The sequence below is a fragment of the Pseudomonas alkylphenolica genome, assembly GCF_000746525.1.
Taxonomy (GTDB): domain Bacteria; phylum Pseudomonadota; class Gammaproteobacteria; order Pseudomonadales; family Pseudomonadaceae; genus Aquipseudomonas; species Aquipseudomonas alkylphenolica.
On the sequence record NZ_CP009048.1, the window covers coordinates 111,795 to 134,932 of the forward strand.

The 23,138-nt window shown below is 60.8% G+C and carries 20 protein-coding genes; 12 read left to right on the forward strand and 8 right to left on the reverse strand.

Features of this window, described 5'->3' with window-relative positions; translation table 11 throughout:
* Window positions 1–20 precede the first annotated feature (20 nt).
* On the forward strand, window positions 21–2,783 hold the full coding sequence (gene polA, locus PSAKL28_RS00535; RefSeq protein ID WP_038605250.1) for a DNA polymerase I: 2,763 nt from the start codon (window positions 21–23) through the stop codon (window positions 2,781–2,783).
* A gap of 301 nt (window positions 2,784–3,084) precedes the next feature.
* Here the strand turns inward: polA and yihA are convergent, their stop codons facing one another.
* On the reverse strand, window positions 3,085–3,717 hold the full coding sequence (gene yihA, locus PSAKL28_RS00540; RefSeq protein ID WP_038605252.1) for a ribosome biogenesis GTP-binding protein YihA/YsxC: 633 nt from the start codon (window positions 3,715–3,717) through the stop codon (window positions 3,085–3,087).
* Between the two features lie 192 nt (window positions 3,718–3,909).
* Between yihA and PSAKL28_RS00545 the strand changes: the two genes are divergently transcribed.
* From PSAKL28_RS00545 to PSAKL28_RS00575, 7 genes are all read left to right on the forward strand, one after another.
* Entirely contained in the window at window positions 3,910–4,212 is a 303-nt protein-coding gene (locus tag PSAKL28_RS00545; RefSeq protein WP_038605254.1) for a c-type cytochrome, read from the forward strand.
* A gap of 33 nt (window positions 4,213–4,245) precedes the next feature.
* Entirely contained in the window at window positions 4,246–4,863 is a 618-nt protein-coding gene (locus PSAKL28_RS00550; RefSeq protein ID WP_038605256.1) for a c-type cytochrome, read from the forward strand.
* A gap of 167 nt (window positions 4,864–5,030) precedes the next feature.
* Window positions 5,031–5,660: a thiol:disulfide interchange protein DsbA gene (gene dsbA / locus PSAKL28_RS00555; RefSeq protein WP_038605258.1), complete on the forward strand. Its 630-nt coding sequence runs from the start codon at window positions 5,031–5,033 to the stop codon at window positions 5,658–5,660.
* 9 nt (window positions 5,661–5,669) lie between these two features.
* The gene (locus PSAKL28_RS00560; protein ID WP_167335131.1) at window positions 5,670–6,527 is read left to right on the forward strand and encodes an endonuclease/exonuclease/phosphatase family protein; all 858 of its coding nucleotides are present in this window, start codon (window positions 5,670–5,672) and stop codon (window positions 6,525–6,527) included.
* 28 nt (window positions 6,528–6,555) lie between these two features.
* On the forward strand, window positions 6,556–8,544 hold the full coding sequence (locus PSAKL28_RS00565; RefSeq protein ID WP_038605260.1) for a GGDEF domain-containing protein: 1,989 nt from the start codon (window positions 6,556–6,558) through the stop codon (window positions 8,542–8,544).
* 61 nt (window positions 8,545–8,605) lie between these two features.
* Window positions 8,606–9,379 (forward strand): N-acetylmuramoyl-L-alanine amidase, encoded by a 774-nt coding sequence (locus tag PSAKL28_RS00570; protein ID WP_038605261.1) that lies wholly within the window; start codon window positions 8,606–8,608, stop codon window positions 9,377–9,379.
* A gap of 77 nt (window positions 9,380–9,456) precedes the next feature.
* Window positions 9,457–11,076: an EAL domain-containing protein gene (locus PSAKL28_RS00575; protein WP_038605263.1), complete on the forward strand. Its 1,620-nt coding sequence runs from the start codon at window positions 9,457–9,459 to the stop codon at window positions 11,074–11,076.
* A gap of 12 nt (window positions 11,077–11,088) precedes the next feature.
* Here the strand turns inward: PSAKL28_RS00575 and PSAKL28_RS00580 are convergent, their stop codons facing one another.
* Both PSAKL28_RS00580 and algB read right to left on the reverse strand, forming a co-directional pair.
* Window positions 11,089–12,876, reverse strand: coding sequence for a KinB sensor domain-containing domain (locus tag PSAKL28_RS00580; protein ID WP_038605265.1), 1,788 nt, complete (start codon window positions 12,874–12,876; stop codon window positions 11,089–11,091).
* A complete protein-coding gene (gene algB, locus PSAKL28_RS00585; RefSeq protein ID WP_038605266.1) occupies window positions 12,873–14,219 on the reverse strand; it encodes a sigma-54-dependent response regulator transcription factor AlgB in 1,347 nt (448 codons plus the stop codon). The genes PSAKL28_RS00580 and algB overlap by 4 nt, the downstream gene beginning before the upstream one ends.
* A gap of 269 nt (window positions 14,220–14,488) precedes the next feature.
* Between algB and PSAKL28_RS00590 the strand changes: the two genes are divergently transcribed.
* The 4 genes from PSAKL28_RS00590 to PSAKL28_RS00605 all read left to right on the forward strand — a co-directional run bounded on the left by PSAKL28_RS00590 (window position 14,489) and on the right by PSAKL28_RS00605 (window position 18,478).
* The gene (locus tag PSAKL28_RS00590; RefSeq protein WP_051939117.1) at window positions 14,489–14,761 is read left to right on the forward strand and encodes a hypothetical protein; all 273 of its coding nucleotides are present in this window, start codon (window positions 14,489–14,491) and stop codon (window positions 14,759–14,761) included.
* 44 nt (window positions 14,762–14,805) lie between these two features.
* Entirely contained in the window at window positions 14,806–14,967 is a 162-nt protein-coding gene (locus PSAKL28_RS26625) for a DUF1328 domain-containing protein (protein WP_003252966.1), read from the forward strand.
* A 763-nt stretch (window positions 14,968–15,730) separates the two neighbouring features.
* Window positions 15,731–17,062, forward strand: coding sequence for a glutamate/aspartate:proton symporter GltP (gene gltP, locus PSAKL28_RS00600; protein WP_038605269.1), 1,332 nt, complete (start codon window positions 15,731–15,733; stop codon window positions 17,060–17,062).
* A gap of 186 nt (window positions 17,063–17,248) precedes the next feature.
* Window positions 17,249–18,478 (forward strand): spore maturation protein, encoded by a 1,230-nt coding sequence (locus PSAKL28_RS00605; RefSeq protein WP_038605272.1) that lies wholly within the window; start codon window positions 17,249–17,251, stop codon window positions 18,476–18,478.
* Here PSAKL28_RS00605 and PSAKL28_RS00610 read toward each other — a convergent pair.
* The 5 genes from PSAKL28_RS00610 to PSAKL28_RS00630 are packed head-to-tail and all read right to left on the reverse strand — an operon-like array spanning window position 18,460 to window position 23,026.
* Window positions 18,460–19,089, reverse strand: coding sequence for an ABC-type transport auxiliary lipoprotein family protein (locus tag PSAKL28_RS00610; protein WP_038605275.1), 630 nt, complete (start codon window positions 19,087–19,089; stop codon window positions 18,460–18,462). The genes PSAKL28_RS00605 and PSAKL28_RS00610 overlap by 19 nt on opposite strands.
* On the reverse strand, window positions 19,086–20,024 hold the full coding sequence (locus tag PSAKL28_RS00615; RefSeq protein WP_038605278.1) for an MlaD family protein: 939 nt from the start codon (window positions 20,022–20,024) through the stop codon (window positions 19,086–19,088). The genes PSAKL28_RS00610 and PSAKL28_RS00615 overlap by 4 nt, the downstream gene beginning before the upstream one ends.
* 1 nt (window position 20,025) lies before the next feature.
* The gene (locus tag PSAKL28_RS00620; protein WP_371262017.1) at window positions 20,026–20,796 is read right to left on the reverse strand and encodes an ABC transporter ATP-binding protein; all 771 of its coding nucleotides are present in this window, start codon (window positions 20,794–20,796) and stop codon (window positions 20,026–20,028) included.
* Window positions 20,797–20,825: 29 nt separating this feature from the next.
* Complete coding sequence (locus PSAKL28_RS00625; RefSeq protein ID WP_038605281.1) at window positions 20,826–21,968, reverse strand: ABC transporter permease; 1,143 nt, start codon at window positions 21,966–21,968, stop codon at window positions 20,826–20,828.
* 38 nt (window positions 21,969–22,006) lie between these two features.
* Complete coding sequence (locus PSAKL28_RS00630) at window positions 22,007–23,026, reverse strand: DUF5924 family protein (protein WP_038605283.1); 1,020 nt, start codon at window positions 23,024–23,026, stop codon at window positions 22,007–22,009.
* Window positions 23,027–23,138: the final 112 nt, after the last annotated feature.

The window sequence follows — 23,138 nt, forward strand, 5'->3', positions numbered from 1 at the left end:
CGAAAAGGTTGATTCTGCTCATGAGCCAAGCTCCCCTCGTCCTGGTGGACGGTTCCTCATACCTCTACCGCGCCTTTCACGCGCTGCCGCCGCTGACCACCTCCAAGGGCATGCCGACCGGTGCGGTCAAAGGCGTGCTGAACATGCTCAAGAGCCTGCGCAGGCAATACCCGGACAGTCTGTTTGCGGTGGTGTTCGACGCCAAGGGCGGGACCTTTCGCGACGAAATGTTCGCCGAGTACAAGGCCAACCGCCCAAGCATGCCGGACGATCTGCGGGTGCAGGTTGAGCCGTTGCACGCCAGCGTCCGCGCCTTGGGTTATCCACTGCTGTGCGTCGAAGGTGTTGAAGCCGACGATGTGATCGGCACCCTGGCCCGCAGCAGTGCCGCAGCCGGTCGTCCGGTGATCATCTCCACTGGCGACAAAGACATGGCGCAGTTGGTCGATGGCCACATTACGCTGGTCAACACCATGACCGGTACTGTCCTCGATGTGCCTGGCGTGCACGAGAAATTCGGCGTCGGTCCTGAGCACATCATCGATTTCCTCGCCCTGATGGGTGACAAGGTCGACAACATCCCGGGTGTGCCTGGGGTGGGTGAAAAAACCGCCGTCGGCCTGCTCACCGGTATCGGCGGCGGCCTGCGCGAGCTGTACGAGAACCTCGACAAGGTTCCGGGCCTGGCCATTCGCGGCGCCAAGACCCTGCCTGCCAAGCTTGAAGAGCACCGCGATGCGGCCTTCCTCTCCTATGAACTGGCGACCATCAAGATCGATGTGCCGCTGGAGGTTGAAGTGGATGAGCTGGTCTGCGGCGAACCGGACCGTGATGCGCTGCTTGAGCTGTATACAGAGATGGAGTTCAAGAGCTGGATCGACGAAGTGCAGCGCGACGCCAAGCGCGCCGGTCAGGAAATCGTTGTCGAGACGCCTGAGGAAACTGTCGAAGCGAAATATGAAACCATCCTCGATCAGGCCCGCTTCGACGTCTGGCTGGAAAAGCTGCGTAAAGCGCCACTGTTCGCCTTCGATACCGAGACCACTGGCCTGGATGCGCAACAAGCGCAGCTGGTTGGCCTGTCGTTCGCAGTGCAGGCCCATGAGGCCGCTTATGTGCCGTTGACCCACACCTACATGGGCGTACCTGAGCAACTGGACCGCGACACAGTGCTGCTGGCGCTCAAACCGCTGCTCGAAGACCCGAAAAAGCTCAAGGTCGGGCAGAACGCCAAGTACGACATGAACATCCTCGCCAACTGCGCCATCGGCGGTGATATCGCCAACGGCATCCTGATGCAGGGCGTGGCTTACGACACCATGCTTGAGTCCTATGTGCTCGACTCGACGGCTACCCGTCATGACATGGACAGCCTGGCGCTCAAGTACCTGAACCACACCACCATCGGTTTCACCGACATTGCTGGCAAAGGCGCCAAACAGCTGACCTTCGACCAGATCAGCCTTGAACAGGCCGGCCCCTACGCCGCGGAAGACGCCGATGTGACCCTGCGCCTGCACCAGGCGCTGCAACAGAAGCTGGCCAAGACCCCAAGCGTGCTGCCAGTGCTGAACGATATCGAGATGCCGCTGGTGCCGGTTCTGGCGAAGATCGAGCGCCAGGGTGCGCTGGTCGATGCCAACCTGCTCGGCATCCAGAGTGTCGAGCTGGGCGAGAAGCTGGTGCAGCTGGAGCGTGAGGCCTTCGACATTGCCGGTGAGGAGTTCAACCTCGGCTCGCCCAAGCAGCTGGGCGTGATCCTCTACGAAAAGCTGGGCATGCCGGTACTCAACAAAACCGCCAAAGGCCAGGCTTCGACGGCCGAAGCAGTGCTGGCGGAGCTGGCCGAGATGGACTTCCCGCTGCCCAAGGTGCTGATGCAGTACCGCTCCCTGAGCAAGCTCAAAAGCACCTACACCGACCGCTTGCCGGAGCAGATCAACCCGCGCACCGGGCGTATCCACACTTCCTACCAGCAAGCGGTGGCAGCCACTGGCCGTTTGTCGTCCAGTGACCCGAACCTGCAGAACATCCCGATCCGTACCGCCGAAGGCCGGCGAATCCGTCAGGCCTTCATTGCCGCGCCCGGCTACAAGCTGTTGGCGGCCGACTATTCGCAGATCGAACTGCGGATCATGGCGCACCTGGCCAAAGACGAGGGCTTGCTGCACGCCTTCCGCAACGACCTGGACGTACACCGGGCAACGGCTGCCGAGGTGTTTGGCGTCGACCTGGCCGAAGTCACCACCGACCAGCGGCGCAGTGCCAAAGCGATCAACTTCGGCCTGATCTACGGCATGAGCGCCTTTGGCCTGGCCAAGCAGATCGGTGTCGACCGCAAGCAGTCGCAGGCCTACATCGATCGCTATTTCGCCCGTTACCCCGGTGTACTGGCGTACATGGAGCGCACCCGGGCACAGGCCGCTGAGCAAGGTTTTGTCGAAACCCTGTTCGGTCGTCGCCTGTACCTGCCGGAAATCAACGCGAAGAACCCGGCCTTGCGCAAAGGCGCGGAACGCACAGCGATCAACGCGCCGATGCAGGGTACGGCGGCAGACATCATCAAGCGCGCCATGGTGGCTGTGGATAACTGGCTGACCGACTCGGGGCTGGACGCCCGGGTGATCCTGCAGGTGCACGACGAACTGGTGCTGGAGGTACGCGAGGACCTGGTTGAGCAGGTGCGTGAACAAATTCGTCCACACATGAGCAATGCCGCAGCACTCGATGTACCGCTGCTGGTTGAGGTCGGTGTGGGGGCAAACTGGGACGAAGCGCATTAAAAATGCAGTTAAATGCGGGGAAAAGCTGCGGCATATCGTCGCGGCTTTTTACCGGTCCAGAGGCTTGGTAGTAAAAAATATCTGCCCTATCGCAAATAGTTTTCAAACCTTTGGAACTAAACCGGTGAACCACGACTCAGAGTAACTGAATGGCTGGTGAAGCCCTTCGATGCTCCTATGTTGTGTTAAGTGTTGGCAGATATCTGGACCCCGCCCTAGCGGTCCGGAACTTGAACCCCGAACTTCCCCCTCCCCATACGAAGTCCGGGGTTTTTTTTGCCCGGCGTTTGCCGGGCAGCCCTTATTCTGCGGGCTTGTCCGCCAGTTCCATCCAGTTTGCCAACACCCCGTAGGCTTCTTCCAGGCCCTGGCGCTTGGGCGCCGAGAACAGCTGGATGGTCACCGTATCGCCCCAACCTTTGCGGATTTCCGCCTGTACTTTGAGCAGGGTGTTCTTGGCGGCGCCGAAGGTCAGCTTGTCGGCCTTGGTCAGCAGGATGTGCATCGGCATACCGGCCGCCTGGGACCAGTCGAGCATCATCTTGTCGAAGTCGGTCATCGGATGGCGCACGTCCATCATCAGGATCAGGCCCTTGAGGCACTCGCGGCTGCCCAGGTAGGCCTCCAGGTGCTTCTGCCAGTGCTGCTTGAGCGGAATCGGCACTTTTGCATAACCGTAGCCTGGCAAGTCGACCAAACGCCGTTCATCGTCCAGACTGAAGAAATTCAGCAGCTGAGTGCGCCCCGGGGTTTTCGAGGTGCGGGCCAGGCTGGCGTGGGTCAGGGTATTCAGGGCGCTGGACTTGCCGGCGTTGGAGCGGCCGGCAAAGGCCACTTCATAGCCCTGGTCGTCCGGGCACTGGTCGACCTTGGCAGCGCTGAGGGCGAATTTGGCCTGTTGGCAGAGACCGAGGATGGGGTTTTTGACTTGCATGGTTTATCCGGTTGGGCGTTGCGCGAGGGGGTCTCGGCAAGCGGTGTCGTTTCCGTTTCAGTAACGGGAGTATATAATGCCCCAGTTTTTGTGTGCGCATTATCCCGGCGTAGGAGGATGTGCACGGGGGCGGTTGATTCAAGCTTGCGCAGTAGAACGCAGTGCAACCCCCAACCCTGAAAGGTCGTTCGTATGACGAAATGGCTGCTTGCTGCAGGTGTCTTGATACCGTTGTTCAGCGCTCAGGCTACACAGGATCCCCAGGCAGTGTACAAGCGAGCATGTGCCGCTTGCCATGCCGGACAGCTACCGCAGGCACCGCAACCAGGTGACCGGGCAGCATGGGAGCCGCGGCTGGCGCAGGGGATGGAGACGCTGGTGAAGCATGTCACACAGGGTTTCAAGGCTATGCCGCCGCGTGGATTGTGCATGGACTGCAGTGCCGAGGACTACCAGGCGATCATCCAGTGGATGAGCCGGAGTCCCGATACATAACTCTTTCACCCTTAGCCGTAGTTGGATTAGCTGATGAACAAACTACTCGTGAGTCTGCTGTTGACCTTGGGCGTCACCGGTGCAGCCAATGCCGCAGAGCCTATCAAAGGGGATGCCGCTGCTGGTCAGGCCAAAACTGCTGTATGTGGCGCGTGTCACAATCCGGACGGCAACAGCCTGGCGCCGAACTTCCCGAAACTTGCAGGCCAGGGTGAGAAGTACCTGGAAAAACAATTGCACGACATCAAGTCGGGCAAGCGCACCGTGCTGGAAATGACCGGTATGCTCGCCAACTTCAACGATCAGGACATGGCCGACATCGCTGCCTACTTCGCCAGCCAGAAAGGCAGCGTCGGTGCTGCTGATCCGAAGCTGGTCGAACGCGGACGTGCGCTGTTCAACGGTGGTGACATAGAGAAAGGCCTGCCGGCCTGCACCGGTTGCCACTCGCCGAACGGCGCAGGCATTGCCCTGGCCGGCTTCCCGCACCTGGGTGGCCAGCATTCGCAGTACGTGGCCAAGCAACTGACCGACTTCCGTGAAGGCAACCGCACCAACGATGGCGATGTCACCACCATGCGCACCATTGCGGCCAAGCTGAGCAACAAGGACATCGAAGCGCTGTCCAGCTACATCCAGGGTCTGCACTGATCCGCGCTTTAACGCTGGGTTAATACTGCGGCGTAAAGATGAAAAGGGTGGCTTCGGCCGCCCTTTTTTGTGCCCGCTGCCGTTACACTAACGAACTCGGGCCCGCTTCGACCTGTCTTACGGCAGGTCGCGTCGAGGCGACCAAATAGATTGCTCAGGAGTGAAGCATGCGTAATTTGATTCTCAGCGCCACGCTGGTCGCCGCCAGTGTATTCGGTATGACTGCCCAGGCTGCGGAGCCGGTAGAGGGCAAGGAGTATGTCCAGCTGAGCAACGCGGTACCGGTGTCGGTGCCAGGCAAGATCGAAGTGGTCGAGCTGTTCTGGTATGGCTGCCCACATTGCTACAGCTTCGAGCCAGTGGTTAATCCTTGGGCTGAGAAGCTGCCGGCCGACGTCAACTTCAAGCGCATTCCCGCCATGTTCGGCGGCCCATGGGACGCCCATGGCCAGATGTTCCTGACCCTCGAAGCCATGGGTGTCGAGCACAAGGTTCACGCGGCAGTGTTCGAAGCCATTCAGGTTCAACGCAAAAAACTGACTGATCCTGAAGAAATGGCCGAGTTCCTGGCGACCCAAGGCGTCGACAAGGACAAGTTCCTCGCCACCTTCAACTCCTTCGCCATCAAAGGCCAGGTACAGAAGGCCAAAGAGCTGGCCAAGAAGTATGAAATCACCGGCGTTCCAAGCATGGTCGTCAACGGTAAATACCGCTTCGACCTCGGCACCGCCCAAGGTCCACAAGGCGTCCTGAACGTCGCTGACCAGCTGATCGCCAAGGAGCGCGCCGCCAAGTAAGCGGCGACCATCATGCGCCGCTGGAGAGCTGAGCGAGGCGTTGGCCTGCACGATCCGCGGGTCAACGAACATCACCTGCAGGCTAACGGCCTGCCAGAGGATGGGCGGCTGCGCCTGCTCAGTTTCAATATCCAGGTCGGCATCAGCACCGAACGTTACCGGCATTACCTGACCAAGAGCTGGCAGCACCTGCTGCCGCACACCGGGCGTGCCGGTAACCTGCAGAAGATCGGAGAGCTGCTCGGCGACTTCGATCTGGTGGCCCTGCAGGAAGCCGATGGTGGCAGCTTGCGCTCCGGCTACGTCAATCAGGTCGAACACCTGGCCCAGCTTGGTGCCTTCCCCTACTGGTACCAGCAGCTCAACCGCAATCTCGGGCGTTTCGCCCAGCACAGCAATGGCGTGCTCAGCCGCCTCAAGCCGCAACTGCTTGAAGATCACCCCCTGCCCGGCCCGGCCGGTCGCGGGGCGATTCTGGTGCGTTTCGGTGAAGGCGAAGATGCGCTGGTGGTGGTCATGATGCACCTGGCGCTGGGCTCCAAGACCCGTGCCCTGCAGTTGGCCTACATCCGCGAGTTGATTGGGGGGTACCGCCATCAGGTTTTGATGGGCGATATGAACACCCACGCCAACGACCTGCTTGAGCGCTCTCCTCTGCGCGATCTGGGCCTGGTCGCACCCCAGGTGCAGGCCACCTTCCCCAGTTGGCGCCCGCAGCGCTGCCTTGATCACATCCTGCTCAGCCCGAGCCTGACCCTGGAACGGGTTGAGGTGCTGGCCCAGCCTATTTCCGATCATCTTCCGGTCGCGGTTGAGATTCGTTTGCCTGATGCCCTCGCTGTGGATACGCTGCCCGCTTTGAGCTAATTGCCATCACCCCTCTGCGGACCCAGGCATGACCGACGAAGCCCAGCGCTGGAAAGAAAAGTACCTCAAGAGTATCGAACAGCAAGAGAAGCTCGAGCGCCGTTGGGAAGCCCGTCTCGACCTGTTGCGCCGTGGTCTGGTGCGCAGCACCCTGGCCGCCGAAGGCAGCGACCGGGCGGTGGATCAGTGCATGAAGGAGATGCGTGAGGTCATCCGCACCGACAACATGGACGCCGCCCTCGCCGGGTTGATCCCGCGCCTGGAAAAAGCCGTGCTCGATTCCGAGCAACGCCGCGAGACCCGTATCGCTCAGGTCAGCACCGCCCTCACCTCGCTGGTTACCCAGTTGCAGACCTTGCCGTTGCCCAGTGACGTCAGCCGGCCGCTGAAGAAGTTCGCCAAACAGGTCGAGGCCCGCGCCAGTCAGTCCCGCGAGGTGCCGTTGCTGTTGGGTGAGTTGAGCGGCTTGCAGGGCCAGGCCCTGTCTGCGCTTGAGCGCCCTGAAGAGGCACAGCGCCCTGGGTTGCTGCAGCGCCTGTTCGGTGGTCGCGAAGCTGAAGCGCCAGCGCTGCAACCGGCCCTGGCGGGCGCTGTGGCGTTGGCGCCAGAGGCCATCGAGCCGCCGGTGCCGGTAGTGCATGCTCATCAAGACGTTGAGCCACAGGCCGAGGTCGTTGTCGATATCGACGAGTTGCAACCGCTGGAGGTTGTCACCGAATCGTTGGCGCCAAAGCCGGTCGAAGCCAGCGAAGCAGCGGAAGCCGAGCCTGGCCTGGCTGTCGACTTGCCAACGGTTCAAGTGCTAGAAGCCGAAGTGCCAGCACCGCTCGAGCTTCCCCCGGCAGCGAACGAGCCCGAACTACCGGCGTTGCCCAAGCTTGGCCCGGACGAGCCTGAGGAGGATCAGCCTGAAGTCGCCCAAGCGTTCGATGAGGACCCTCACTACGCCCTGCCCGACGGCACCGAGCCGACCTACAGCTCGGTCGCCACGCATATCGAGGAAACCCTGCTCGGTCTGCTTGATGACCTGACCCTGCCCGAACGTCACAAGGCTCAGGCGCAATCGATGCGCGAACGTCTGGAGCATGGCCTGAACTGGTACGAGTTGTTGCCGGTGCTCGATGACCTGGCCGTGCTGATGCTGGCGATCAACGACAGTGGCCAGCATGAGTTTGAAGCTTATCTGCAACAACTCAACGAGCGCCTGGAGTCGTTCCAGAGCCATTTGCATGAAGCCAGCGAAGGCCATGCCGACAACACCTCCGCGGCGCGTGACCTGGACAGCCAGCTGCGTGAACAGGTCGATGGCCTGCAAAGCAGTGTGCAGGGCGCTGCCGATCTGGACAGCCTCAAACACATCCTGGAAAACCGCCTCGAAGGCTTGCTCGGTACCATGGACGAGCATCAGCAGCAGCGTGACCAGCGTGAACAGGACATGGCCAACCGCTTGCAAGGCCTGGCTGAACGGGTGGCGAACATGGAGCAGGAAGCCATGGGTTACCGCGAGCACCTGGAAGAACAGCGCCAGAAAGCCCTGATCGACCCGCTCACTGGCTTACCCAACCGGGCCGCCTGGTCAGAGCGGGTGGATCAGGAAGTGCTGGAATGGCAGGAAAGCGGTGGTCACCTGCTGATGGCGATCCTCGATCTCGATCACTTCAAGCGCATTAACGACAGTTACGGTCACCTGGCCGGCGACAAGGTCCTGAAGATTGTTGCCAACGTGTTGCGCAAACACCTGCGCAGCCGGGATTTCATCGCCCGCTTCGGTGGTGAAGAGTTCGTCCTGCTGATCCCGCAGACTGCCATGCCTATCGGTTACCAGCTGGCGGAAAGGCTGCGGGCGGCCATTGAGGCCTGCCCGTTCCACTTCAAGGGCGAGCGGGTGACCATTACCTTGTCGATTGGCATCAGTGCGTTTCGCAGTGGCGAGCGCAGCGAGGTAGTCCTCAAGCGTGCCGATGAAGCGCTGTACCGGGCGAAACATCTGGGCAGAAATCGGATCGAACAGGGGTAAGTGGCAGCTGCATGGATACGTTATGCTATTGCATTGCAGATCATCACATGTGCCCGTCCCCATGAAAGCCATCATTACCGCGCTCCTGCTGTTGACCCTGGCAGGTTGCAGCAGCGGCTTGCGCATCGACCGCAGCCATACCTCTGTCAACCAGGACGGCCGTATCCAGTTTGTCGTGCTGCACTACACCAACGCGCCGCTGCAGCGTTCGCTCGACTTGTTGACCCATGGAGAGGTCAGCAGCCATTACCTGATCGGTGACTCACCGGCGACCGTCTATCAACTGGTCGACGAAAGCCGTCGTGCCTGGCATGCCGGTGACAGTCAGTGGGATGGCCGGACCTGGCTCAACTCCAGCTCCATTGGCATCGAGATCGTCAATCCCGGTTTTATCGATACCCCGACAGGACGGGTGTGGCAGCCGTACACCGAGGCACAGATCGAAGCGCTGATCGCGTTACTCAAGGACATAGTCAAACGCAACAATATCCAGCCCCGTTACATCATTGGCCACAGTGACATCGCACCGGCGCGCAAACTGGATCCGGGCCCGCTGTTCCCCTGGAAGCGCCTGGCCGATGCCGGTCTGGGGGTCTGGCCGGATGCGCGCGCGGTGGCTCAGCAGCAGGCGCGGTTCAGCGTCAATCCACCGAGTATCAGCTGGTATCAGCAGCAACTGGCGCGCTTTGGTTATGCCATCGAACAGACTGGCGTCTACGACGTCAGCACCAGGCATGTGCTCGCGGCATTCCAGATGCGCTTCCGTCCCCAGCGATTTGACGGCGTGGCGGACGCTCAAACGGCGGCGATGTTGCAGGTACTCAACAGCCGCTGAGTAACGGCGCCGCCAAACGGGCAGGCTGACTCGTCCGGCAGTTGCTATACCTCTTGGTATTCAACTGGATGCTTTTAATGTCAGCTGCCCTCTCCGTGCTGCGCCACTTGCTCTACCGTCCCTGGTTACTGGCCACACTTGCGGCTTCGGCCAGCGCAGTACTGTTGCTGGTCGCCAGCATCGGTGTAGCCATGCACCAGATGCAGCAAAGCGAAAGTGAGCAGATGAACGCCAAGGGCGAGCGTTTCCTTGAGCGTCTGGAACAGATTTTCGGGCAGTTGCGCGAAGGTGTCGACGAACTTCAGGCGCAACCTCTTCGTGGCTGTGATGCGGCGATGCTGGGTGTCCTGCAACAGATAGGCTTTCGCTACCGCTTCGTCTATGAAGCCGCCTATGTTGATGGCAACGTTGCCTGCTCCAACCGCATTGGCACGCGCACCATCAAGCCTTTGCGGCCCCCGGACATTCAGGGGCCGACGTACAGCTACTGGCTAAATACCACTACCGAACCGGATGACAATCTTGCCGCGTTGATGCTTGGGCGCGGCAAGTTCGTGGTCGCGACCTCACGTGGGCATTTGACGGATGTGGTCGACTTGCCGCCGGAAGGCAGTTTACTGGTGGTGCTGGATAACGGTACGCGTGCAGTGCCGGTACTTGGTCCGCCTCAGGCCTGGCCGCCCTCGGCCGATTGGCCACCGACATCCAAAGATGCCCTGCTGGAGCTGCCCGACCGCTTGATCTACCGCATGCCGACCAAATCGCCGGACTATCAGCTGGTTTTGATTGCCCCGCGTGCCAGTTTGCCGTTGAAGATGAATGGCGTGCTCTGGCTGTTGTTTCCCGGCAGCCTGGTGCTGGCCTGGTCCCTGGGTTGGCTGGTGCTGCAACTGGTACGTCAACGTCGCTCGATGAGTTCCGAACTGCAGGGGGCGTTGCGTCGCGGCGAGTTGCAGGTCTTGTACCAGCCCATCTTCGAACTCAACAGCCGTCGCTGTGTCGGGGCCGAAGCACTGGTGCGCTGGCGCCGGCCGGACGGCACCCTGACCAGCCCTGATCTGTTTATCCCGTTGGCGGAAAATACCGGCCAGATCCGGCAGATAACCGACTTCGTCCTGCAGCGCGTGCTCGAGCAACTGGGGCAGCTGTTGCGGGCCAACCGACAACTTTATGTATCGATCAACCTGGCTGCCTGCGATGTCATGGTGCCGCGGATTGGTCGGGTGGCGGCGCGCTTGCTGGCGTTGCACCATGTCTCTGCCAGCCAGATCGCATTCGAGGTCACCGAGCGCGGGCTGATCGATGTGGTAGTCGCCCGCGACAACTTGCAAGCCTTGCGCGCGGTGGGTCACCAGGTACTGATCGATGACTTCGGTACCGGTTACTGCAGCCTGGCGTACTTGCAGACCCTGCCGGTGGACTGTCTGAAAATCGACAAGGCGTTTATCGACGCCCTGGGTCACGATGCAGCCAGCAGCGGTGTGGCGCCGCATATCATCCGCATGGCGCATGCCCTGCAGTTGCGGGTGATTGCCGAAGGAATCGAGTATGAAGACCAGGCCATGCTGCTCAACAGCGAAGGGGTGAATTACGGTCAGGGATGGTTGTTTGCGCATCCGCTCAGTGCCCGCCAGTTCGTTGAGCTGATTACCCGTGGGCGTCGGATCGTCCCGCGGCGGATCGATGATGAAGCTTGATTCTGTGAGGCTTCAGACCGGCAGGGCCATGTAGAACTGAGTACCTTGTCCGGGGCGTGAATAAACTCCCATACGCCCGCCATGCAACTGGACGATTTCCTTACACAACGCGAGCCCCAGTCCAGCCCCGCCTTTTTTGCGTCCGACCTGGACGAACGGTTCGAAGATTCGTCCCTGCTGGCTGTAAGCAATGCCTTCGCCGCTGTCTTCAACACTGATGATGACCCGTTCGGCATGCCATCGAGCGTGCAGGCGAATGCTGCCGGCCACCGGGGTGTGGCGCACAGCATTGTCCAGCAGGTTATCCATGACCCGGTCAAGTTGTGCTGGATCCGCCTGAATATGCGGCAGCGGCGATGCCAGCTCCATCTGCAGCTCGATCTGTTTATCACCTGCAGGGCCGGCAAAGCGTTCGCAGGCACGCGTCAGTAGATCGTCGACGGCGCAGGGCATCAGTTCGAGTTTCTGCTGGCCGCTCTGGTAGCGGGAGAAGTTCAGCAGGTCGTTGATCAATTGGGTCAGGCGCTGCATTTCCTCACTGACGGTCTCGAGCAGGTCGGCCTCACGCGACTGTGGCGCAAACTTCAGGCGCTCGCGCAACAGTCCGAAAGCCATGTGCATGCCCGTGACCGGGGTGCGTAGCTCATGCGAGGCGCGCAAGACAAACTCGCTGCGCACGCGCTCGAAGGCACGTTGTTCGGTGACATCGTGCAGCACCATGACCGCGCCAAGAATCTGCCCCTCGGGGTGGCAGACCGGGGTCAGGCTGTAAGCCAGTAAACGAAGTTCTTCCTCTACTTCCAGGCTCAGGTCCTCCGGCACCCGATCCAGGGGGGCTCCACGCAGTACCAGGCGCAGTTGTTCATCCAGCTCCGGGCGCTGCAGCGCCTCACCAAGCCCACGGCCCAGGCGGCTTTTGTTCCAGCTCAGTTGCCGCTGGGCGACTGGATTGATGTGTTCCAGATGGCCCTGGCGGTCGATGATCAGCAGGCCATCATCAATGCTGTCGAGTACCGCTTGCAGACGTTGCTGGCCGGCGAGAAGTTCATCGACGTTGGTTGCCTGATGTTTGCGCAACGCTTCAGCCATCAAACCAAAGCGCCGGGTCAGCTGGTTCATCTCCAGGGCCTGGGAGACCGGCAAGGTCACCTCGAAATCGCCCTGACCTATCTGGTCGGCTGCTTTGGCCAGAGCTTCGATCGGCTGGCCAAAGCGCCGGGCGATGCCATGGGCGGTGACAAATCCCAGGATCAGCACGCTCAGGCCTACCAGGCCGAGCAGGCCGGAGATCAACAACGCGCGTTTGTAGGTCAGCTGCTCGCTCTGGTTGATGTGCTCAAGGGCGCGCTTGTGGGCGTCGAGGAGGTTGTTGCGCAGCACGCCGAAAGCTTTACCCAGAGGTTGCTCGGCGCCCAGGCCACGTGCCGGAACAGGGGTGTCGCGAAAAGCCTGAAGGTAGCGCTGATAATGGCGCTTGGTGTCGGCGAAGTCTTTACCGGCATTGTCATCGCTTTGCTGGTTGAGGCCTTCGTCCAGCAAGCGCTGGAATTGAGCCTGCAGGCCCTCAAGCGTCTTCAGGTCTGCTGGCTCGTTGAGCATCAGCGTCAGTTGTTCACCGAGGTTCTGCCGCAGTTTCAGGCCCAGATCGAGGGTTGCGGTGTTTTCGTGGATCAGGGCCTGCTGCGACCTGGCCATCTGCAGGACGCTGACCAGGCCTAGCAGCAAACCCAACAAGGCCACGGTAATGAGCGCCGAAATGCTGAGAAAAAGCCGCGTACGCAGCTTCATCGTCCATTTCATAGGTTGTACTGCTTACGCTTGCGATACAGGGTCGAGGCATCGATTCCCAGGGTCTTGGCTGCCTGGTCCAGGGTTTCACTGGTGGCCAGCACCGCCTCGATATGGGCGCGTTCCAGTTCGTCCAGGCTCATTGCCGCGCCGATGCGCGGGGCATTGCTGATGGTCTGCTCGGCCATGCCCAGGTGGCCGATGTCGACCCGCTCCTGCGGGCAGATGATGCTGGCCCGCTCGACCACATTACGCAGTTCGCGAATGTTCCCTGGCCAGCGGTAGTTGAGCAGCGCCGCCTGCGCTTCGTCGCTGAAGCCGCGGGCGGGCCTTGAGTACTCTTTGACGAAGCGTGCCAGGAAACGGTCGGCAAGGTGCAGAACGTCTTCGCTGCGCTCCCGCAACGGCGGCAGGTGCAAGGTGATGACATTCAGACGATACAGCAGGTCTTCACGGAAGCGCCCATCACGCACCATGTCTTCAAGGTTGAGGTTGGTCGCAGCCAGGATACGTACATCGGCGCGGCGGGTGACCGGGTCACCGACCCGCTCGTATTCCTTGTCCTGGATAAAACGTAGCAGCTTGGGCTGCAGTGTCAGTGGGAAATCGCCGATTTCGTCGAGGAACAGGGTACCGCCATCGGCCTGATTGACCCGGCCCAGGGTGCTTTCACTGGCCCCGGTGAACGCCCCGCGGCTATGCCCGAACAGTTCGCTTTCCATCAGCTCGGTGGTGAGTGAAGGGCAGTTGATGGTGACGCAGGCTTTACGGGCGCGTTTGCTCCAGCCGTGAATCGCTCTGGCCAGCTCGCCCTTGCCGGTACCGGACTCACCAAGAATTAGGATATTGGCATCGGTGGTGGCGACCTGGCGTGCAGTCTCCAGCACCACCATCATCGCCGGGCTGTGCGAGTCCAGGCCGTCCTTGGGTTTGTTGACTTCACCTTCCAGTGCTTCCAGGCGTGCCGACAGCTGGCGCACTTCCAGCTGTTTGGCCGCAGCCAGGCGAAGCTGATCAGGGCTGCAGGGTTTTACCAGGTAGTCGGCCGCACCCGCCTGGATGGCGTCGACTGCGGTATCGACCGCCGAGTGGGCGGTGATGATGACGATCCGCATCCAGGGTGCCTGAATACGCATCTGCGCGAGTACATCGAGGCCATTGTCTTCACCCAGGCGCAGGTCGAGAAAGCACAGGTCGAAGACCTGACGCTGCAGCAAGGTATCGGCCTGGGCCGCACTGTTGGCCGTGGCCACGGTATAGCCTTGATCTTCCAGGCAGTAACGAAAGGTACGCAGGATGGCGGATTCGTCGTCGACCAACAGGATACGGCCTTGATGTTCCTGGGTTGACTCCATTTCCTGCGCTCCTTTTAAGAATGTTCTCTATTAGTGCCGGAGAAATCGGGCAAGTTGCATGTTTTTTCCGATTTGTTCCGTTCACTGCAGGGTAGCTCATCATGCAAATCGCACGACCCCATGCTGGGTATCGTGCAGGATGCGCTCCGATGAAATCTGAGATTCTCTCTATCTAATTGATTTTATTAAATATTTTTTAAATGCGTGGCTGGCATGCACGCTGCAATGACTACTGCAGACAACAATCAATGCAGCAGGAGGAGCTCGGCATGATCCGCCAAATCGCCACCCTGGCGCAGATTTCTCCATTTCAGGTGCGTCAGGGCCTGTTCTTCAGTCTGGCGCTGCTGCTGACCCTCATTGCCGGCCAGCTCCATCACAGCTGGCAGCTTGTACAGGATGCTCGCGCCGTAGCTGCCCAGGCCGCCCTGATGGTAAGGACTCCTGTGCCTGCCCAGAGAGCGCTGATGCAATCGCAGCCTGCGGCGGTCGGCAGCGTCTCGGCTGAAGCCCGTGCGCCGCGTGATCGTTGGGTGTTCTGAACGTCACCAGAGGAATTCTTTCAACAACAGTAAGGAGAATCACCATGTTGAGTTGGGCTATCACCTTTCTGATTATCGCCATTGTCGCCGCTGTGCTGGGCTTCGGTGGTATCGCCGGCGCCGCTACCGGAATCGCGAAGATCCTGTTCATCGTCTTCCTGGTGCTGTTCGTGGCTTCTTTCTTCTTTGGCCGTGGTAGAGGTTGAGTCAAACCAGGTACTGAATGCGACTGGGCATTCACGTACATATATAGAAGCTGAACCTTTTTCCGTTCCAGGCTTCTATGTTGTGCCCGCCTGAGGAAGGCCGGCACACGACCAAGGGGCCGGGCTGCTCTGATTGTTTCAGGATCGGAGGGGCCTAGGGGTACAAGGAGTGCCTCCGATGAGGGCCGGGTCGGGTGAAGCGGTGGCGGAAGTTCCAGGTCGGGTGGGTCCTCTCGGAGGGAAACGCTTGATCTGACTTCCGCCTCGCTTTGGCAATCGTTCGCTTCCTACCGTTCTTTTCCGACTTTCCTAGCAGACGCGTCGACGCATATTTTTGCGCGACCGTACATCGATATTTTTTCAGCCTGCCCAGGTGTTCGAACCGAGGCGATTTCACGCATTCGGATTGTCGAACAATGGCTTTATGCATTCAGCTGGATACGTCCAAATCTGCCGGAATGTGGCGCTTTGGCCATCGTCGGAATTCCGAACGGTCGTCGGGCAACCCATTGTGACGTACGTTTTGGCCGATAAACCTCATGCCGATTCGGCATAGGGTAGTCGTTTACGGCATTAGACGGAGCCCCCCCACGTCGGAATAGTTGCGCCTTTTTTCGCTGGCCTGAGCGTTCCTACGCTCGCTTGCGGTGACCTTTTACGGTGTCACCGGCGGATAGCCAAAAACGATACGGATCGCTGACAACAGCTCTGGATTGCGGTTATCAGCCTGGTGATCGGTTCCACTTGAAGAAAAGGTAACGACATGAAGAAGGCAAAGCTAAGCCTCGCCTGGCAGATCCTCATCGGTCTGGTACTGGGGATTGCAATCGGCGCTTTACTGAACCATTTCAGTGCAGAAAAGGCATGGTGGATCAGCAACGTCCTGCAACCTGCCGGTGATATCTTCATTCGCCTGATCAAGATGATCGTCATCCCGATCGTGATTTCGTCGCTGATCGTGGGTATCGCCGGGGTTGGCGATGCGAAAAAACTCGGCAGTATTGGCCTCAAGACCATCATTTACTTCGAGGTGGTCACCACCATCGCGATCGTGGTCGGTCTGGTCCTGGCCAACCTGTTCCATCCAGGTGCCGGTATCGACATGAGTACCCTGGGTACCGTCGATATTTCCAAGTATCAGGCCACTGCGGCCGAGGTTCAGCATGAACACGCGTTCATCGAGACCATCCTCAACCTGATTCCGTCGAACATCTTCGCAGCGCTGATGCGTGGCGAGATGCTGCCGATCATCTTCTTCTCGGTGCTGTTCGGCCTGGGCCTGTCGAGCCTGCAGGCAGAGATTCGCGATCCGCTGGTGAAAACCTTCCAGGGCGTTTCCGAAGCCATGTTCAAGGTCACTCACATGATCATGAACTACGCGCCAATCGGTGTGTTCGCGCTGATCGCCGTGACCGTTGCCAACTTCGGCTTCGCTTCGCTGCTGCCGCTGGCCAAGCTGGTCCTGCTGGTTTACTTCGCCATCGCCTTCTTCGGCTTCATGGTGCTGGGCCTGATCGCACGCCTGTTTGGCTTCTCGATCCTGAAGCTGATGCGTATCTTCAAGGACGAGCTGGTCCTGGCTTACTCCACTGCCAGCTCCGAAACCGTGCTGCCGCGCGTGATCGAGAAAATGGAAGCCTACGGCGCGCCGAAAGCCATCTGCAGCTTCGTGGTACCGACCGGTTATTCGTTCAACCTTGACGGTTCGACCCTGTACCAGAGCATTGCGGCGATCTTCATTGCCCAGCTGTACGGTATCGACCTGTCGATCAGCCAGCAGCTGCTGTTGGTACTGACCCTGATGGTGACCTCCAAGGGTATTGCCGGTGTTCCGGGCGTGTCCTTCGTGGTGCTGCTGGCCACCCTGGGCAGCGTTGGTATCCCGCTGGAAGGTCTGGCCTTCATCGCCGGTGTCGACCGCATCATGGACATGGCCCGTACCGCCCTGAACGTTATCGGCAACGCCCTGGCAGTGCTGGTAATCGCTCGCTGGGAAGGCATGTACGACGATGCCAAAGGCCAGCGCTACTGGAACTCGCTGCCACACTGGCGCAGCAAAGAAGCTGCACCTGCTGGCAAGACTGCCAACCACTAAGGTGCAGTCTGGTTAAATGAAGAGCCCCGACCTGGTCGGGGCTTTTTTTTGTATCGCGGGGCAAGCCCGCTCCCACCGGGAGGGTACTGCAGCGGTGGGAGCGGGCTTGCCCCGCGATTTTCAGTGTCGGTGCATTGCTCGGCCGCTACCGCTATCATTCGTCGCAACTTTGTGGGGGAACAACGGATGCTCAACGGCCTTTGGCTTGGTTTTTTCCTGGTCGCGGCCATCTCCGCGCTGGCGCAATGGCTGGTAGGCGGCAATGCCGGTATTTTTGCCGCGATGGTCGAGAGCATCTTCGCCATGGCCAAGTTGTCGGTCGAGGTGATGGTCTTGCTGTTCGGCACCCTGACCCTGTGGCTGGGCTTTCTGAAGATTGCTGAAAAGGCCGGTGTCGTCGACTGGCTGGCCAAAGTACTCGGCCCGCTGTTTGCCCGCCTGATGCCGGAAGTACCGCCCGGCCACCCGGCCCTGGGCCTGATCACCCTGAACTTCGCCGCCAATGGCCTGGGCCTGGATAACGCCGCCACACCCATTGGCCTCAAGGCCATGCGCTCGCTGCAGGAACTCAACCCCAGTTCGACCACTGCCAGCAACGCGCAGATCCTGTTCCTGGTACTTAACGCTTCGTCGCTGACCCTGCTGCCGGTGACCATCTTCATGTACCGCGCTCAGCAAGGCGCACCGGACCCGACCCTGGTATTCCTGCCGATCCTGCTGGCTACCAGTGCCTCGACCCTGGTCGGCCTGCTGTCGGTGGCGGTGATGCAACGCTTGCGTCTGTGGGATCCGGTGGTCCTGGCTTATCTGGTGCCGGGCGCCCTGCTGTTGGGCGGCTTCATGGCGTTTCTGGGCACCCTGTCGGCCACCGCTTTGGCCGGCTTGTCGTCGATCCTGGGCAACCTGACCCTGTTCGGCCTGATCATCCTGTTCCTGGTGATTGGGGCGTTCAAGCGGGTGAAGGTCTATGAAACCTTCGTAGAGGGCGCCAAGGAGGGTTTTGACGTCGCCAAGAGCCTGCTGCCCTATCTGGTCGCCATGCTCTGCGCCGTCGGCGTGCTGCGCGCCTCAGGCGCTCTGGAGCTGAGTCTGGACGGCATCCGCCATGTGGTGGAATGGCTGGGGATGGATACGCGCTTCGTCGAGGGATTGCCTACCGCACTGGTCAAGCCGTTCTCGGGCAGCGCGGCACGGGCGATGCTAATCGAAACCATGCAGACCCATGGCGTCGACAGCTTCCCGGCGCTGGTAGCAGCGACCATCCAGGGCAGCACTGAAACCACCTTCTATGTGCTGGCGGTGTACTTCGGCGCCGTCGGTATCCAGCGCGCCCGCCATGCGGTGGGCTGCGCACTGCTCGCCGAGCTGGCCGGGGTGGTCGCGGCCATTTGCGTCTGCTACTGGTTCTTTGCCTGAGCCTGGTTGGCCTGGGCCAGCGTCCAGGCCACCAGTTGAGCCATCAGTTGGTCACTGGCGCTGCCGAAACCGTTGACCACTGCCGGCACTTGCTTGTTGCTCAACGGCTGACGCACTTCAAAGCGGCGGCTGGCGAGGATGCGCTGGCTGCGCCCTTGCACCAGGCGGGCGTCATAGCGGATCACCACGGCCAGGCCGTCGGCGCTGTACTCGCTCTGGAACGCCTGTAGCTCGCCAGCCAGTTCATAGTCAGCCTGCAGGTTGCTGTCATCGGCACTGAGCCGGGGTACGCGGCCATCGCGCTGGAAGGCATCGAGCATGCGGTTACGCAGCAGCAAGGGGGCCGGATCGCTCCAGCGCGCGCCTTTGTAGTTACTGATCAGGTTGCCTTGAGGGACCACGGCAATTTTCGGGTTGTTCAGGGCATCACTGGCCAACGGCTTGTTCAGTCGCAGCGACCAGCTGGCTGCAGCGCTCGCAGATGCCGCCTGGCTGGTTTGCGCTGAAGGCAGGCGATAGACATCAGCAGGTTCGGCCTGCGGCAGGATTGAGCAGGCACTGCCCAGGCTCAACGCCACAGCCAGGGCCAGGTAGCGGCAGGTACGACTCATGGCGTGAACTCCTTGTTGCTATCTCGGCCGAGCAGGTAGCCGCTGGGGTTGGCTTCCAGGCGCTGGGAAATCGCCTTCAGCGAGTTGAGGGTCTCGCGCAGCTCGCGGATGGCCGGGGCCAGCTGGTTCAGGCCCTGGGCACCACCATCGAGGGCTTCGCGGTTGTCGTTGAGCAGGCTGTTGATGGTGGCTGTGCTCTGCGCCAGCGACTGCATGGCCTGTTCGGCGCTGCCGAAGGCTTGCTTGCCCTGGTTGTTGAGCAGGCCATTGGCATTGCGCATCAGTTCGCTGGTCTGCTCGAGCATGGAGCTGGCCTGGTTACCGACCTGGGCCAGTTGCTGGATCGCAGTGCGGATATCCCCGCGTTGCTCGCTGAACGCTGCCGAGGTCTGCTCCAGGTGATTGAGGGTGTTGCTCAGGCTCTTGGCGTTGTCTTCGGAGAACAGCTGGTTGGCGTTATGCACCAGCATGTTGATGTTGGTCAGCAGGTCGCTGCCGTCATCGAGCAGCCGGGCAATCGGCGAAGGCGAGGCAACGATCATTGGCAGTTTGCCGTCCTTGCCCTTGAGCTCCGGGCTTTGCGGCGTACCGCCACTGAGCTGGATGAAGGAGGTGCCGGTGATACCGGTCAGGGTCAGTTTCGCACGGGTGTCTTCCTTGACCGGGGTATCGGCGCTCAGGCGCACTTGGGCCAGGACCCGGCGCGGGTCCTTGGGGTCCAGGCGCAGGCTGGTGACGTCTCCCACCTTGATGCCGTTGTATTGCACCGAGCTGCCCCGGGACAAGCCGGAGACTGCTTCGTTGAATACCACCTGGTAATCCTTGAAGGTGCTGTCGACACTGGACTTGGTCAGCCACAGGCCGAACAGCATGGCACCGGTGACCACAATGACCGTGACCAGGCCGATCAGCACATGATGTGCGCGGGTTTCCATCTCAGAGCTCCTTTGCCGCTGTGGCGGCCTGATACGCCGCACGGCCACGCGGGCCATGAAAGTATTCGTGAATCCAGGCATCGTCGGTGTCTTCGACCTGGGCAATCGGGCCTGCCACCAGGACTTTTTTCTGCGACAGCACCGCCACCCGGTCGGTGATGGTGTAAAGGGTGTCGAGGTCGTGGGTGATCAGGAACACGCTCAGGCCCAAGGCATCGCGCAGGGTCAGAATCAACTGGTCGAAGGCGGCCGCACCGATCGGGTCGAGGCCCGCGGTGGGTTCATCGAGAAACAGAATGTCCGGGTCCAGGGCCAGGGCGCGGGCCAGCGCGGCGCGTTTGATCATGCCGCCGGACAGTGATGAGGGGTATTTGTCGGCGGCGGAAATCGGCAAGCCGGCCAGGGCCAGCTTGACCCCGGCCAGGTGCTCGGCGTCGGCGCGGGACAGGCCGGCATGTTCGATCAGCGGCAAGGCGACGTTCTCGGTTACCGTCAGCGAAGAGAACAGCGCGCCCTTCTGGAACAGCACGCCAAAGCGTCGTTCGACCTTCGAGCGCTGCTCGTCGTTTACACCGCTGAGGTTCTGGCCGAATACCTTGACCTGACCTTCGTTCGGCCGCCGCAGGCCGACGATGCTACGCAGCAGTACCGACTTGCCACTGCCCGAACCACCGACCACGGCGAGAATTTCGCCGCGGTACAGGTCCAGGTCCAGTTGTTCGTGCACGCTCTGGGTACCGAAGCGGTTGCAGATGCCACGCGCTTCGATCACCGCCTCGCGGCGCTCGGGGGTTGTCTGGCTCACCAGCCCATCTCCATGAAGAACAACGCAGCCACCGCATCGAGGACGATCACCACGAAAATCGACTGCACCACGCTAGAGGTGGTGTGGGCCCCCACCGACTCGGCGCTGCCGCTGACTTTGAAGCCTTCCAGGCAGCCAATGGCGGCGATCAGGAAGGCAAAGAACGGCGCCTTGGCCAGGCCAACGAGGAAATGCTGCACACCGATGTCGCTTTGCAACAAGGACAGGAACATGGCGGGCGAGATATCCAGCGACAACGCGCAGACCACGCCGCCACCGATGATGCCGCAGATCATCGCGAGGAAGGTCAGCAGCGGCAGTGCAATCAGCAGTGCCAGCACCCGAGGCACCACCAGCAGCTCTACCGGATCCAGACCGAGGGTACGAATGGCGTCGATCTCTTCATTGGCTTTCATCGAGCCGATCTGTGCGGTGAAGGCACTGGCGGTACGACCGGCCATGAGGATGGCGGTCAGCAGCACACCGAATTCGCGCAGGAAAGAGAACGCAACCAGGTCGACGGTGAAAATACTGGCGCCGAACCCGGCGAGTACCGTGGCACCGAGAAAGGCTACTACCGCACCGACCAGAAAGGTCAGCAGGGCAACGATGGGCGCGGCATCCAGACCGGTCTGTTCGATGTGCGCGACGACCGCAGTGACCCGCCAGCGCCGTGGCTGGAACAGGCGCAGCACCAGGGTTTGCAGGATCAGGCCGACAAAACCGAGGATCTGCAGGGTGTCTTGCCAAAGGGTGTCGACCGCGCAGCCAATACGGCTGAGCAGCTGGATCAGTACCGACTTCTCAGGCTGCTTTTCCGGGATGCAGAAGTCCTGCACCGAGCAGTAGACCGCCTGCAGCAGTGCCCGGCTGGCTTCGGGCAGTTGGGCGGTCTCGGTCAGGCGCGATAAGCGCTCGGCACCGAGCAGTTCAGCCAGCAGTGAAGCGCCAGCGGTATCCAGTTGGCCCAGCTGTTCGAGATCGATCTCGGTGCGCTGGTCGTACTGGCCGGCCAGGCGCTCGCTGCTGCGCTTGAGGCTGGCGTAGTTGGCCAGAGTCCAGTCACCGACAATCCGCAGGCACGCCGGGTTGCTTGTGGTGTCCAGGGTTGCGCTGGCTTGTGTAGTCATAGGCTCCATGCAGTCGACCGACAGTTTTGCAGCCTCAGAGCATAGCGTTACTCGGCCTTTGGCGCTTGACCATCGTCAACCACCCGGAAGCGCAACACCCCGATGACCTGGCCATCTTCGGTCAGCACCCTCACCTGCCAGCGGCCCACCGGGTTGGCGGGGAAGTTCTGCTTATGCGTCCAGGCCCGATAACCTTCCTTGCGGCCACCGTGGATGTCCAGGGCAATGCGATCGACTTCTTTGCCGTTGAACTGCCACACGTGATAAATCCGCTCGTTCAGCCCGCGCGGCGCATTGATAGCGGTAAAGGCGTAGAGCCCGGCGCGGATCTCGCTGGCCTTGACCTCACTCAGGCTCTTGCCTGGCGTGCGGTTCTCCAACTGGGTGCTGACGGCCACGTCAGTCATCCACAACGTGGCCGGTGGAACCCAGGAACGCAGCATCCAGCCGCTGGCGCCAACGGCCAGGGTCAGCACCACCAGCATGACCCCGCGCCGCCAGTGCTGAATGGGGAAGCTGCTGGCCAGGCTTGGGAACGACAGCAGCATGGCAGTCACCAGGGCCAGCTTGAAGCTTTGCGAGGTGGTCAGGTGCAAAATGATCGGTAGCGCGGTGAGCAGCGCCGCGAACAGGGTCAGGGTATGCAGCGCGAGGAACAGCCAGCGCCGCGGGGCCAGCCATTTGTAGTACAGGGGATCAATGATCGATATCAGCCCGGCGGCGCCCAGCAGGCCGGTAAATACCAGTTGGCCGCTGTTCCAGGTGGTAGTGACGAAAAAGAACGGCAGGACGAAGAACAGGCTTTCCTGGTGAATCATCTGCGTGGCATAGCGCAGCAGTGGCTGCGGGATCTCGCGCTTGAACACCTTGGTGAACAACTGGGTGAAGGTGTTTTCCAGCATCAGCCAGATCCAGCTGATCAGCATCACGATGGCAATCCAGCTGGCCAGGCCTTCCTGGCGGTCGACCAGGATGAAGCTGGCGATCCCGGAGATAAAACCGCCGAGGGCGATGACGCCGGGGTAGCGCTTGATCAGTTCGATCAGCCGCTGGAGATAATGAGGCATGAAGGTGTTCGCAGGGTGAGGTTAAAACCTGCACAGGATACGCTGGTTTGTGTTGGCAGGCAGGTCTCAATCGCGGGGCAAGCCCGCTCCCACCGGGAGTGGAGCCACTGTG

What these genes read in the sequence shown, in the direction of transcription:
- polA (WP_038605250.1), top strand. Translation starts at nt 21, where the DNA reads ATGAGCCAAGCTCCCCTCGTCCTGGTGGACGGTTCCTCATACCTCTAC.
- yihA (WP_038605252.1), bottom strand. Translation starts at nt 3,717, where the DNA reads ATGCAAGTCAAAAACCCCATCCTCGGTCTCTGCCAACAGGCCAAATTC.
- PSAKL28_RS00545 (WP_038605254.1), top strand. Translation starts at nt 3,910, where the DNA reads ATGACGAAATGGCTGCTTGCTGCAGGTGTCTTGATACCGTTGTTCAGC.
- PSAKL28_RS00550 (WP_038605256.1), top strand. Translation starts at nt 4,246, where the DNA reads ATGAACAAACTACTCGTGAGTCTGCTGTTGACCTTGGGCGTCACCGGT.
- dsbA (WP_038605258.1), top strand. Translation starts at nt 5,031, where the DNA reads ATGCGTAATTTGATTCTCAGCGCCACGCTGGTCGCCGCCAGTGTATTC.
- PSAKL28_RS00565 (WP_038605260.1), top strand. Translation starts at nt 6,556, where the DNA reads ATGACCGACGAAGCCCAGCGCTGGAAAGAAAAGTACCTCAAGAGTATC.
- PSAKL28_RS00570 (WP_038605261.1), top strand. Translation starts at nt 8,606, where the DNA reads ATGAAAGCCATCATTACCGCGCTCCTGCTGTTGACCCTGGCAGGTTGC.
- PSAKL28_RS00575 (WP_038605263.1), top strand. Translation starts at nt 9,457, where the DNA reads ATGTCAGCTGCCCTCTCCGTGCTGCGCCACTTGCTCTACCGTCCCTGG.
- PSAKL28_RS00580 (WP_038605265.1), bottom strand. Translation starts at nt 12,876, where the DNA reads ATGAAATGGACGATGAAGCTGCGTACGCGGCTTTTTCTCAGCATTTCG.
- algB (WP_038605266.1), bottom strand. Translation starts at nt 14,219, where the DNA reads ATGGAGTCAACCCAGGAACATCAAGGCCGTATCCTGTTGGTCGACGAC.
- PSAKL28_RS00590 (WP_051939117.1), top strand. Translation starts at nt 14,489, where the DNA reads ATGATCCGCCAAATCGCCACCCTGGCGCAGATTTCTCCATTTCAGGTG.
- PSAKL28_RS26625 (WP_003252966.1), top strand. Translation starts at nt 14,806, where the DNA reads ATGTTGAGTTGGGCTATCACCTTTCTGATTATCGCCATTGTCGCCGCT.
- gltP (WP_038605269.1), top strand. Translation starts at nt 15,731, where the DNA reads ATGAAGAAGGCAAAGCTAAGCCTCGCCTGGCAGATCCTCATCGGTCTG.
- PSAKL28_RS00605 (WP_038605272.1), top strand. Translation starts at nt 17,249, where the DNA reads ATGCTCAACGGCCTTTGGCTTGGTTTTTTCCTGGTCGCGGCCATCTCC.
- PSAKL28_RS00610 (WP_038605275.1), bottom strand. Translation starts at nt 19,089, where the DNA reads ATGAGTCGTACCTGCCGCTACCTGGCCCTGGCTGTGGCGTTGAGCCTG.
- PSAKL28_RS00615 (WP_038605278.1), bottom strand. Translation starts at nt 20,024, where the DNA reads ATGGAAACCCGCGCACATCATGTGCTGATCGGCCTGGTCACGGTCATT.
- PSAKL28_RS00625 (WP_038605281.1), bottom strand. Translation starts at nt 21,968, where the DNA reads ATGGAGCCTATGACTACACAAGCCAGCGCAACCCTGGACACCACAAGC.
- PSAKL28_RS00630 (WP_038605283.1), bottom strand. Translation starts at nt 23,026, where the DNA reads ATGCCTCATTATCTCCAGCGGCTGATCGAACTGATCAAGCGCTACCCC.